Source organism: Streptomyces sp. NBC_00597, from assembly GCF_041431095.1.
Classification (GTDB): domain Bacteria; phylum Actinomycetota; class Actinomycetes; order Streptomycetales; family Streptomycetaceae; genus Streptomyces.
Window position 1 is genome coordinate 184,187 of sequence record NZ_CP107758.1, and the last position, 11,082, is coordinate 195,268.

Genomic DNA, 11,082 nt, shown 5'->3' on the forward strand with positions numbered 1-11,082 from the left:
GACGGCCGGGTCCGTTCGGGCGGACGGGGGATGGCCGTCCGAACGGCTCGGGCGACGGATCAGGGGCGGTTCCCGGGCGGGGACCCGCCCCCGGTCGTCCAAGCGGGTGGGGTCACTCGGCCGCGGCCGCCGCGTGCTCGACGAGGCTCAGGGCCTGCACCGGGCACGCCTCGATGGACTCCAGGATCTGGTCGCGCAGCGACTCGCCGGGTTCGTCGACGACGAGGACGGCCTGGCCGTCCTCGTTCTGGTCGAAGACGTCCGGACCCGAGAGCACACAGGCCCCACAGGCGACGCAGACGTCCTTGTCGATAATGACCTGCAGCATCTTCGTCCTCTCCGTTACCAGGTGACCGGCAGTTCGTGCAGGCCGTCGATGAGCGCCTTCTCCTTGAAGGGGAGCTCCTCCACCGGCTTGGCGAGGCGCAGCCCGGGGATGCGGCGCAGCAGCGTCGTGAACACGACCTCCATCTGCATCCGGACCAGGACCTGGCCGGCGCAGCGGTGGTGGCCGTAGCCGAACGCGATGTTCTGCGCGGCCTCCTTGCGGTGGAAGTCGAGGGTGTTCGGGTCCGCGAAGACGCTCGGGTCGTGGTTGGCCGCGGTCAGCGAGCAGATGACGCCCTCGCCCTTGCGGATCAGCTGGCCGCCGATCTCCGCGTCCTCCTTCGCGACCCGGACGGTGCCGTGGTCGGCGACGCTGGAGAAGCGCATCAGTTCGTCGACGGCCTGGCCGGCGAGCTCCGGGTTCTCGCGCAGCAGGGCCGCCTGCTCGGGGTGGCTGAGCAGCACCAGGACGGCCATGGTCATGCCGTTCATGGTGCTTTCGTGGCCGCCGGCGATCATCGTGCGCACGAGGGCGCTGATGTCGGTGGGGCCGAGGTCGCCGCCGCGCTCCTGGTTGCGCAGGATCAGGCTGCTGATCAGGTCGTCACCGGGGTTCTCCGTGCGCTCGGCGATCAGCCGGTGCAGCAGGATCTCGACCTCGGTGTTGGCGGCGGCGTGCTCCTCCGGGGTGCCCTGGGTCACCAGCGAGGTGATCCAGCGGTAGAAGAGGTCCGTCTGGTCGCGCGGCACGTCGAGGAGCTCGGTCATCGCGACGGACGGCAGCGGCATCGTCAGCGCGGAGATGATGTCGACCGGGCCGCCCTGGGCGAGCATCGCGTCGATCAGCTCGTCGACGATCTCCTGGGTGCGGGGCCGCATGGCCTCGACCTTCTTGGCGGTCATCTCCGGCATCAGCATCATGCGGTGCTGGGTGTGCACGGGCGGGTCCATGTGGAACAGGGTCCGCTGCACGATGCCCTGCTCCAGCAGCTCCAACGGGAAACCGAACTGGAGCGGGTAGCCGGGGTCGGCGATGTCCGACTGGAAACGGGGGTCGCGCAGCATCTGCTGCATGTCCTCGAACCGGGTCAGCAGCCAGGCCTCACGGCCGTTGAACGTCAGCTTCACACGGGAGACCGGCTCCGTCTCGCGCAGCACGGCGTACTCGGGAGCCGGCTGCATCGGACAGCCGGTGCGCGCCAGCGGAAACGGGCGGACCGTCGTCTCCGACTGCGCATGGATGAGTTCCGTCATGGGTCCCTCTCTCATCCGCCCCGCACCTGGTGTGCGGTCACGGCCTGGATCGATCGCGTGGGTCGTGGTCGGGCTCGGGCTCAGCCGGTGGCAGTGGGAGGGCGCACGCACAGGTGCGTCACCGCGTCACGGAAAACGCCTGCGCATTCCTCCCCCAGACTCTCCCCCAGCTGGGAGGTGCCCCCATCCGGAGGGACCCCCAACCGGAGTTCACCTCATTCAGGCTGCTGTCCTTCACCCCTGCTGAAAACCCCTAAGCCGCCGCGCCCCTGGTGGGAATGGCGGGGACCGGCCGAAATTAGGGGTGGTGAAGGGTGGTCACAGGGGGCGGCGGCAATGGCGGCGCGGGCCCGGGCGCCGTTTCGATGGGACGAGGGCAACGGGATACCGCCCGGTTGCCGGGAAGGGAAGTCGAAGAGTCATGACGGAAACGCTCCAGGGCACCAGCGCATGGATCCGGCGGTTCCAGCCCTCGCCGGACGCTCCCCACCGCCTCGTCTGCTTCCCGCACGCGGGCGGCGCCGCCACGTTCTTCTTCCCGATGGCCCGGGCGCTCGCGCCGGACGTCGACGTCCTGGCCGTGCAGTACCCCGGGCGCCAGGACCGCCGTACGGAGGCCTGCATCGAGGACATCGAGACGCTCGCCGCGCACGCCACCGAGGAGGTCCTGGCCCGGTCCGACCGGCCGGTGACCCTGTTCGGGCACAGCATGGGCGCCATGGTCGCCTTCGAGACCGCCCGCCGCCTGGAGGAGCAGGGCCGGCCGCCGGCCGGGCTCGTCGTCTCCGGCATGCGCGCCCCGTCCCGGGCCCGCGGCCGGGCGGGCCGCGCGGGGACGGAGCGGGCGGAGACCGCCGAGGAACTCGTCGCCGGCATCCTGCGCCTCCAGGGCACCGACGCGGCCGTCCTGGACGACCCCGAGCTCGTCCGCATGATCCTTCCCACCATCCGCAGCGACTACAAGGCCGCCGAGAGCTACCGCTGGCGCCCCGGACCGCCGCTGTGCACGCCGATCGCCGTGCTGACCGGGACCGAGGACCCGCACGTGAGCACCGACGAGGCCGCCGCCTGGCGGGAACACACCGCCGGGCCGTTCACCCTCACCGTCTTCACCGGGGGGCACTTCTTCCTGAACGAACACGCGGACGACGTCCGGAGGGTCGTGATCGACCACATTGCCCGGTCGTTCCAACCGCACTCAGTCTGAATTCAAGCGGCACCTGAAAAGAAGGATGTCCTGTCTCCCTCGGCTCTTTTCCAGCCGGTTTCCACGGGGGGACGAACCGAGCCACAACTCGAAGAGGCAGGAGTGGGGCGTTGGTCAGCCTCTCGTATTCGATACGTGAAGAATCCGGAACAACCGGAATTACTCCCGGACCGTCCCGGGGCGAAACCGTCCACGGACTTTTGGACGCAGCCGCAGCGGCGGCCCCGGACGCCCCCGCCATCCGCGACGCCGCGGGTGCCTGGACCTACCGGCAGCTCGACGAGTACAGCCAGGCGTTCGCCGCCTGGCTCGCCGGCCGCGGCATGGGCGTCGGCGATCCCGTCGTCCTGCAGCTGCCGACCAGCCGTGAGCTGGCCGCCATGTTCTACGGGGCCGCGCGGGCCGGAGCGGTGTTCGTACCGCTCAACCCCACGATGAAGCCGTACCACCTGCGCCAGGTCAGCGAGAACGCCGGGCCCAAGCTGGCCATCGGCTCCGCCGAGACCGCAGCGGGCCTGCGGGAGGCGGTCGGCGCGGTGCACCTGCTCGCCGACGTGTGGGCCGAGGTCGAGGAACTGCGCGCCCGCGGCGCCCGCACCACCTGCGAGGTACGCCCCGAAGACGTGGCGACCCTCATCTACACCTCCGGCAGCACCGCCGCCCCCAAGGGCGTCGTCTGCCCGCACGCCCAGGTGGCGTTCGCCTCCCGGGCGCTGACCGAGGCACTCGGGTACCGGTCGGACGACATCGTCTTCTGCCGCTTCCCGATGTCCTGGGACTACGGCCTCTACAAGGTCGTCATGACCTGCATCGCGCGCTGCGAGATCGTCCTCGCCGACCAGGACTCCGACCTCACGCTGGTGCGCCGGATGCGCGAGACCGGTGCGACGGTGGTCCCCATCGTCCCCTCCTTCGCCTCCATGATCGTCAGCCTGGCGAAGCGGGACGCCGAGCCGCAGGCCCCGGTACGGATGTTCACCAATACCGGCGCCGCCCTGCCGCCGGCCACCATCGACGCGCTGCGCGAGCACTTCCCTGGAGCCCGCGTGGTCCGCCAGTACGGCCAGACCGAGGCCAAGCGCATCACCGTGATGCCGCCCGAGGAGGACCGCGAGCGCCCCGGCGCCGTCGGCCTTCCCCTGCCCGGCACCCGCGTCCTGATCGTCGACGCGGACGGCAACGAGCTGCCCGCCGGCGAGGTCGGCGAGATCGTCGCCGTCGGCCCGCACGTGATGCCCGGCTACTGGAACAGCCCCGAGATCACCGCCAACACCTTCCGCACCGACCCCGCCAGCGGGCAGCGCAGCCTGCACACCGGGGACTACGGCCACCTCGACGCCGATGGCTACCTCTACTTCGAGGGCCGCCGCGACGACATGTTCAAGCGCAAGGGCCTGCGGATGAGCACCCTCGAAATCGAGGGCGCCGCCATGGACATCCCCGGAGTCCGTGCCGCGGCCGCCCTGGCGCCCGGTGACAAGCACGACCTCGCCCTCTTCGTGGAGGGCGACCTGACCCCCGCCGAGGTGCTGAGGGGCGTGGCCCAGCGACTGGAGCCCGCCAAGGTCCCGGCGATCGTCCGCGTGCTGAGCGAGTTCCCGCTCACCCAGCACGGCAAGAACGCCCGCAAAGAGCTGGCCCTGCTGCTCGAAGGAAGTGGAAAGTGAGTTTCCCGTCCATGGAGCCGACCGAGCTCGCCCGCCAGTACGGCACGCCCCTCTACGTCTACGACCTCGACCGCGCCCGCGCCGCCCGCCGGGACCTGTTCGGCTGGCTGCCCGAGGGCTTCGAGGTGTTCTACGCCTTCAAGGCCAACCCGCACGTCGACCTCGTCCGGGCACTGCGCGACGGCGAAGGCCCCGCCTGCAAGGCCGAGATCAGCTCCACCGGTGAGCTCGCCGCAGCGCTCGAAGCCGGCTACCCGGGCTCCGACATCCTCTACACCGGGCCCGGCAAGACCCCCGAGGAGCTGTACGAGGCCATCGTGGCCGGCGTGCGCACCTTCTCCGCCGAGTCCCTGAGCGACCTGGAGCACATCGGCGGCGCCGCCCTCGAACACGACACCGTCGCCGACTGCCTGCTGCGCATCAACAGCGCCTCGGCCAGCGCCACCACCAGCATCCGGATGACCGGCGCCCCCACCCAGTTCGGCATCGACAGCGAAACCGTCCCCGGGATCGCCGAGCAGCTGCGCTCGGTGCCCGGTACCCGCATCGCCGGACTCCACCTCTTCTCGCAGAGCAACGCCGCCGACGAGGAGTCCCTCATCGGCGAACTCACCCACACCATCCGCGTGGCCGCCGCCATCCAGGACGACCTGGGCGTCCCGCTGCGCCTGCTCGACATCGGCGGCGGCTTCTCCGTCCCGTACGCGCAGCACGGCGAGCGGGCCCGCTACCCCAAGCTCCGCACCGAGCTGGAGGCCTCGCTCGACGTCCACTTCCCGCAGTGGCGCGAAGGCGCACCGCGGCTCGCCGTCGAGTCCGGCCGCTACCTGTCCGGCGACAGCGGGACGCTCGTCGCCCGCGTCAGCAACGTCAAGGTCAGCCGGGGCAAGAAGTTCGTCATCCTCGACGCCGGCATCAACACCTTCGGCGGGATGTCCGGCCTCGGCCGGCTGCTGCCGGTGTCCGTGCAGGTCGAGGCGGACGCCGAGACGGAGAAGGCGAGCCTGGTCGGCCCGCTGTGCACCCCGGGTGACGTCCTCGGCCGGGGCATCGACCTGCCCCTGCTGGAGGAGGGCGACTTCGTCCGCATCCCCAACGCCGGTGCGTACGGGCCCACGTCGAGCCTGCTGATGTTCCTCGGGCGCCCGGCCCCGACCGAGGTCGCCGTGTCCGGCGGCAAGGTCGTCTCGGTCTCGCGCATCGAGCACGTACGCACGTACCGGACCGAGGAGGGCGATGATGCGTGACCTGCCCGCGAGAACCGCGGAGGCGTTCGTCGAACGGTCGAAGGGGACCGTGATCGTGACCACCCTGGCCTCCGACTCCCACACCTGGAACCTCGTCTTCCTCCAGCTGCTCATCGAGGAGTGCGGATACGACGTGGTCAACCTCGGCCCCTGCGTACCCGACGAGCTGCTCGTCTCCGAGTGCCGCGACCGCAACCCCGAGATGATCGTGATCAGCAGTGTCAACGGCCACGGCTACCAGGACGGCATGCGGGTCATCGGCCGGCTCCGGGACTGCACCCCGCTCGCCGCGACCCCGATCGTCATCGGCGGCAAGCTCGGCACCGACGGCGGCGAGGGCGCCAGCCGCACGAACGAGCTGATGACCGCGGGCTTCGACGCCGTGTTCGAGGACGGCCAGGACCCGATCGCCGCGTTCCACGCGTTCCTCGCCACGCTGCCGCCCGCGCCGCAGCGCGCCGTGGACCACGCCCGGGTCTCCGCATGAGTGAACCCGCCGCCGTCCGCGAAGGGCGGCCCGCCGGCCCGGCCCCCGTCGACTTCGGGGAGTTCGTCCGCAGGGAGGGCGGCAACGGCCGCCTGGTCGTCCAGCCCCGCATGGGCTTCGGGGACCCCGGCCGGATGCGCACCGGGCTCGTCGCCACCAAGGCCGCCGACGCCGCCACCGTCGGCACCCTCACCCTCGACAGCTACACCCGCGTCGGAAACCTGGAGGCCGTCGAGACCGCCCTGCGCGACGGCATCGACCTCAACGGCTACCCGGTCGTCAGCCACCCGCCGGCCACCACCGCCGCCGTGCTCGGCGGCGTCCGCGACGCGGGGTTCCCCGTCCAGGTCCGGCACGGCTCGGCCACGCCCATCGACATCTTCCGGGCGATGATGCGGCTGGACCTCAACGCCACCGAGGGCGGCCCGGTCTCCTACTGCCTGCCCTACGGGCGCACCCCGCTCGCGGACGCCATCCGCAACTGGGAGGACTGCTGCGACCTGTACGTCCGCATGCAGGACGTGGGCATCGAACCGCACCTGGAGACCTTCGGCGGCTGCATGATGGGCCAGCTGTGCCCGCCCAGCCAGCTCGTCGCCATCAGCTTCCTCGAAGCGATGTTCTTCGCCCAGCACGGGCTGCGCTCGGTCTCGATGAGCTACGCCCAGCAGACCGACCCGGTCCAGGACCGGGAGGCGGTCACCGCGCTGCGCCGGCTCAGCGCCGAACTGCTGCCGATCGACAACTGGCACGTGGTCATCTACGCGTACATGGGCGTCTACCCCGAGACCGACCACGGTGCGTACGGGCTGCTCGGCAGCGCCGCCGAACTCGCCGTCAGCACCGGCGCGGAACGCCTCATCGTCAAGACGGCCGCGGAGGCCCGCCGCATCCCGACCGTCGCGGAGAACGTCCAGGCCCTCGAATACGCCAGCCGGACCGCGCTGCGCACCGGCCGCGGACCCGACGACGTCTTCCTCGACTCCCCGACCTACCAGGAGGCGCGCGCCCTGGTGGACGCCGTCCTCAACCTCGACGACGACCTCGGGCGCGCCCTGCTCAAGGCGTTCCGGCACGGCTACCTCGACGTCCCGTACTGCGTGCACCCGGACAACGCCGGCCGCGCGCGCAGCTACATCGACTCCCGCGGCCGCCTCGCCTGGGCCGACACCGGCAAGCTCCCGCTGGCCGGGATCGCCGAGCGCGGGCCGTCGCGGAAGATCGGCTCGGCCGACCTGATGAACGACCTCTTCCATGTCCGGTGCAAGTTCGACGCAGGTCCCCGCGAGCTCGACCCCGTCACCGCGGAGCTGATCCGCGGACAGGCGGCGGTCGGGCCACGGACGAAGGAGTACACCGCATGACCATCACCCAGACACCCGTGGAGACCGGCGCGTGGGTGCGCCGCTTCCACCCCGACGGCCGGGACGCCGCGCACCGGCTGATCTGCTTCCCCCACGCGGGCGGCTCGGCGTCGTTCTACTTCCCCGTCTCCCGCGCGCTGACCCCGGGCGTGGACGTCCTCGCGATCCAGTACCCGGGCCGGCAGGACCGCCGCCACGAGCCCTGCATCGACTCCATCGCCGCACTCGCGGACGCCCTCGCCGAAGAGGTGCGGCCGTGGTGCGACCGGCCCGTCACCTTCTTCGGGCACAGCATGGGAGCGACCCTCGCGTTCGAGGTCGCCCGGCGGCTGGAGGCCGAGGGCACCGTCCTGCACGGACTGTTCGCCTCGGGTCGGCGCGCCCCGTCCACCGTGCGCGACGAGCGGGTGCACCTGCGCGACGACGACGGCCTGCTCGCGGACATCACCCGCCTCGCCGGTACCGACACCGCGGTCCTCGGCGACCCGGAGATCGTCCGCATGATCCTTCCGGCGATCCGCTCCGACTACCGGGCCGCCGAGACCTACCGCTACGCGCCCGGCCCGCAGCTGACCTGCCCGCTCTTCGTCCTGACCGGCGACAGCGACCCGCACGTGACGCCCGAGGAGGCGCGCGCCTGGGAGCAGCACACCACCGGCCCGTACGCGCTGCGCACGTACCCCGGCGGCCACTTCTACCTCAACTCCCAGGCGGGCGCCGTCCTGGGGGAGATCTCCGCGCACCTGGGCTGACCGGCCCCGGTCCGGGTACCGGCTCCCGCCGAACGCGGCGGGAGCCTTTCCCGTATCCCGGCCGGGGTGCAGGAAAACGGCCTGGTGACGCATAACATGTCACCCATGCGTGCGTGATACGCATCGAATCCGTGAAGAGGACGAATGAAGGCGGGACGCTCCATGACCAGCAACGAGGGCAGCGGCCTGCCGGGCAGCATCGACGTGCTGTGGGAGCTGCGCAGCCGGGAACAGCGCGGAGCGCGCGCCGGCCTGAGCGCGGCACGCATCGTCACGGCGGCCATCGAGTACGCGGACCAGTTCGGGCTGGGTTCCCTGTCGATGGCCCGGGTGGCCGAGCGGCTCGACTTCGCGACGATGTCCCTGTACCGGCACGTGTCGAGCAAGGACGAACTCCACTCGCTCATGGTCGACATGGCGTACGGCAAGCCGCCGCTGCTCGAAGGCAGCGACAAGGACTGGCGCGGCGGCCTGGAGCTGTGGGCCCGCGCGTTCCTGGAGATCTTCCGGCGCCACCCGTGGATGCTCCAGGTCCCGGTCAGCGGGCCGCCGCTGGAGCCGGGCCAGATGAGCTGGCTCGAATGCGGGCTGCGCACGCTCGGCCGCACCGGGCTCTCGCCGAACGAGAAGCTCTCGGTGATGCTGCTGATGGTCGGCTACGTGCGCAACAACGCGCAGGTGTCCATGCCGCTGACCAGCCAGGACCAGAGCGAGGAGGAGCTCATGGCCAACTACGGCCGCGCGATGGACAAGTTCGTCGACGCGGAGACCTTCCCCGCGGTCCGCGAACTGATCGAGGCCGGCACCTTCCAGGAGACGGACGACGACTTCACCTTCGGCCTGGAGCGCGTCCTCGACGGCATCGAGGTCCTGATCCGCAAGAACTCCGGCGAGGACCTGCTGGGCTGAGCCGGCCACCCTGCCGGAGCAGGCGGCCCAGCAGGGGGGCCGCGCTCGACGTGCTGTGGATCGTGACGAACGGCAGCCCGAGGACGTGCCGCTCCGGCGGAGGGCATCGCGTTCCCTGTCTGTCGCTGCCCGAGTGGTATCAGGGCGTGGCGCGAGCCCGGCGAGCCGGTGACGTGGTGTGCGGACGAGCTGGCGCTGATTGCGTCGCCGTCTGTCGCCAAGGATCCCCTCGCGGACCAGCAGACGCCGCGGATCGCGACGCCGGACACGGTGACGATCACCCAGGAGCAGGTGACACAGACACTCGGCGAGGTCTTCCCCGGCATCGCCGATACGCGGATCGAGCGGTGGGCGCCGGCTCATGCCGAGTCGTGTCACGCGGCCGTGACGGTGTCAGGCGTCCTGCCCCGCCGCGCTGCCCCGCGCCTGAAAAGCCTCGGGTACCTGCTCGTGGAAGCGCGACGCAGATGACGGACCGAAATATCCATGGCGGTCGCGACGGTGTCCGCCGAGACCGCCATGGGTAGCCGCTGATCAGGTGTGCCTGCTGTGCTCGCGAGAAACCGCGAGCTGTCATTGGCCCCGCATCAGACGGATGGATGCTCAGGGTGCATTCAGGTTGAAATCCTGTGTGGTGTTGTTCGTGGCGCCGGGGCTCTTGATGTTGTTGTTGATGCTGATGTTGTTGAACATCGGGAGGATGCCGCTGAGGTTGATGGGCAGGATCGACACGCCGCCTCCCCCGGTGCTCCCGGCTTCGTAGGTGATGGTCACCACGGCCGCTCCGGTCGCGGGTGCGGAGGTGCCACCCGTCGGAACGTGGTCCGATCCGCCGCCGCCACCACCGGGCCCCTGCACACCACCGATTTGGAGGGTGCCGCAGCCCCCGCCTCCGCCGCCGCCGAACCAGCCGGCTCCGCCGCCGCCGCCTGCGGCGAAGCTGGCTCCGCCGGTGCCGCCGACCCCCTCTGCGCCGGGGGTGCCCGGCGAACCGGGGCTGAGGGTACATGTGGCTCCGCCGGAGCCGGCGGTCGTCTGGGTTCCGCCCCCGCCGCCCCCGGCGCCGCCGCTGCCGCCGGTCTGACCGGTGGTGCCGGCGTTTCCTCCGGTGGCCCCAATGGTGGGGGGAAATCCGCTGATGCCGTTCCCCCCGCCGCCTCCGCCGCCCGCGACGATCAGGCGGGGGTCGGTGGCGGCGACGCCGGTCAGGGTGCAGCCGGGGCCGGCCGAGCTGCAGGTGCGGACGTCGCTGGAACCACCGCCCGCAGTCCCCGGTCCGCCGCCCGCGCCCCCGCCCGTGGCGACGTTGACGTAGAGCGTGGTGGTGCCCGACGGCACGGTGACGGTGCCGGTGACGGTGTCGCCGGTCCCGCCCGCGCCTCCGTCGGGTGCGTTCTCGCCTGCGGCGCCGGTGGCGGTGATGGTCAGCTGGGTGACGCCGGACGGGACGTCGAACGGCTGGTTGGCGCCGGCGTTGAAGGTAACGGTCACGGGCGCCGCCTCGGCGGGCGTGGCCATGGGGACCACCAGCGCCGCCGGCAGCGCCGTCGTGGCGAGCAGGAGAGCAGCACGCCGGGCCGGGCGCCGTAGCCTCTCGGCTGTGGCTGCGGCTCCACGTCGCTGGGATGCCGCACGTTGCAGGCTCAGTCTCACGCTCGGGACTCCTTGAGAAGGGATGCCGAAACCAGGGCACCGCGGAAGGGTTTGATATTCCGGTCCCTGTGCAGGACCTCCGACGATCAAGTCACACCCGTCCGTGTCGGTCCTCCAGACACACCGTCACGGCGCGCCGCGATCCACCTTCCAGCCCCTGCCCGTCGCCGGAGCGGCAGCGCACGGTGGCGATGTGGGAACGGTGACGAGGGCGA

General features: G+C 71.3%; 11 protein-coding genes. 8 read left to right on the forward strand and 3 right to left on the reverse strand.

The genetic code is table 11. The features are described from left to right. Nucleotides 1-112 precede the first annotated feature (112 nt). Together OG974_RS30740 and OG974_RS30745 are read right to left on the reverse strand one after the other, a co-directional pair. On the reverse strand, nt 113-328 hold the full coding sequence (locus OG974_RS30740; protein WP_327286163.1) for a ferredoxin: 216 nt from the start codon (nt 326-328) through the stop codon (nt 113-115). A 14-nt stretch (nt 329-342) separates the two neighbouring features. Continuing rightward, the gene (locus tag OG974_RS30745; protein ID WP_331729751.1) at nt 343-1,581 is read right to left on the reverse strand and encodes a cytochrome P450; all 1,239 of its coding nucleotides are present in this window, start codon (nt 1,579-1,581) and stop codon (nt 343-345) included. A gap of 421 nt (nt 1,582-2,002) precedes the next feature. Here OG974_RS30745 and OG974_RS30750 point away from each other — a divergent pair, with 421 nt between their 5' ends. The 8 genes from OG974_RS30750 (at nt 2,003) to OG974_RS30785 (ending at nt 9,685) form a co-directional block, all read left to right on the forward strand. Beyond that, the gene (locus OG974_RS30750; RefSeq protein ID WP_327286165.1) at nt 2,003-2,788 is read left to right on the forward strand and encodes an alpha/beta fold hydrolase; all 786 of its coding nucleotides are present in this window, start codon (nt 2,003-2,005) and stop codon (nt 2,786-2,788) included. A 200-nt stretch (nt 2,789-2,988) separates the two neighbouring features. Next, nucleotides 2,989-4,455: an AMP-binding protein gene (locus OG974_RS30755; RefSeq protein ID WP_327286166.1), complete on the forward strand. Its 1,467-nt coding sequence runs from the start codon at nt 2,989-2,991 to the stop codon at nt 4,453-4,455. Nucleotides 4,456-4,466: 11 nt separating this feature from the next. Then, entirely contained in the window at nt 4,467-5,702 is a 1,236-nt protein-coding gene (locus OG974_RS30760; RefSeq protein WP_331730397.1) for a type III PLP-dependent enzyme, read from the forward strand. Then, nucleotides 5,692-6,189, forward strand: a complete 498-nt coding sequence (locus OG974_RS30765) for a cobalamin-dependent protein (RefSeq protein ID WP_327286167.1) — start codon at nt 5,692-5,694, stop codon at nt 6,187-6,189. Before OG974_RS30760 ends, OG974_RS30765 begins: the two co-directional genes overlap by 11 nt. After that, nucleotides 6,186-7,553: a methylaspartate mutase gene (locus OG974_RS30770; protein WP_327286168.1), complete on the forward strand. Its 1,368-nt coding sequence runs from the start codon at nt 6,186-6,188 to the stop codon at nt 7,551-7,553. Before OG974_RS30765 ends, OG974_RS30770 begins: the two co-directional genes overlap by 4 nt. Beyond that, nucleotides 7,550-8,305 (forward strand): alpha/beta fold hydrolase, encoded by a 756-nt coding sequence (locus OG974_RS30775; RefSeq protein WP_327286169.1) that lies wholly within the window; start codon nt 7,550-7,552, stop codon nt 8,303-8,305. Before OG974_RS30770 ends, OG974_RS30775 begins: the two co-directional genes overlap by 4 nt. 162 nt (nt 8,306-8,467) lie before the next feature. After that, nucleotides 8,468-9,214: a TetR/AcrR family transcriptional regulator gene (locus tag OG974_RS30780; protein WP_327286170.1), complete on the forward strand. Its 747-nt coding sequence runs from the start codon at nt 8,468-8,470 to the stop codon at nt 9,212-9,214. A gap of 168 nt (nt 9,215-9,382) precedes the next feature. Continuing rightward, nucleotides 9,383-9,685: a hypothetical protein gene (locus tag OG974_RS30785; protein ID WP_327286171.1), complete on the forward strand. Its 303-nt coding sequence runs from the start codon at nt 9,383-9,385 to the stop codon at nt 9,683-9,685. 132 nt (nt 9,686-9,817) lie between these two features. Here the strand turns inward: OG974_RS30785 and OG974_RS30790 are convergent, their stop codons facing one another. Next, nucleotides 9,818-10,732, reverse strand: coding sequence for a hypothetical protein (locus tag OG974_RS30790; protein ID WP_327286172.1), 915 nt, complete (start codon nt 10,730-10,732; stop codon nt 9,818-9,820). Nucleotides 10,733-11,082 lie beyond the last annotated feature (350 nt).

What these genes read in the sequence shown, in the direction of transcription:
- OG974_RS30740 (WP_327286163.1), bottom strand. Translation starts at nt 328, where the DNA reads ATGCTGCAGGTCATTATCGACAAGGACGTCTGCGTCGCCTGTGGGGCC.
- OG974_RS30745 (WP_331729751.1), bottom strand. Translation starts at nt 1,581, where the DNA reads ATGACGGAACTCATCCATGCGCAGTCGGAGACGACGGTCCGCCCGTTT.
- OG974_RS30750 (WP_327286165.1), top strand. Translation starts at nt 2,003, where the DNA reads ATGACGGAAACGCTCCAGGGCACCAGCGCATGGATCCGGCGGTTCCAG.
- OG974_RS30760 (WP_331730397.1), top strand. Translation starts at nt 4,467, where the DNA reads ATGGAGCCGACCGAGCTCGCCCGCCAGTACGGCACGCCCCTCTACGTC.
- OG974_RS30765 (WP_327286167.1), top strand. Translation starts at nt 5,692, where the DNA reads ATGATGCGTGACCTGCCCGCGAGAACCGCGGAGGCGTTCGTCGAACGG.
- OG974_RS30770 (WP_327286168.1), top strand. Translation starts at nt 6,186, where the DNA reads ATGAGTGAACCCGCCGCCGTCCGCGAAGGGCGGCCCGCCGGCCCGGCC.
- OG974_RS30775 (WP_327286169.1), top strand. Translation starts at nt 7,550, where the DNA reads ATGACCATCACCCAGACACCCGTGGAGACCGGCGCGTGGGTGCGCCGC.
- OG974_RS30780 (WP_327286170.1), top strand. Translation starts at nt 8,468, where the DNA reads ATGACCAGCAACGAGGGCAGCGGCCTGCCGGGCAGCATCGACGTGCTG.
- OG974_RS30790 (WP_327286172.1), bottom strand. Translation starts at nt 10,732, where the DNA reads ATGGCCACGCCCGCCGAGGCGGCGCCCGTGACCGTTACCTTCAACGCC.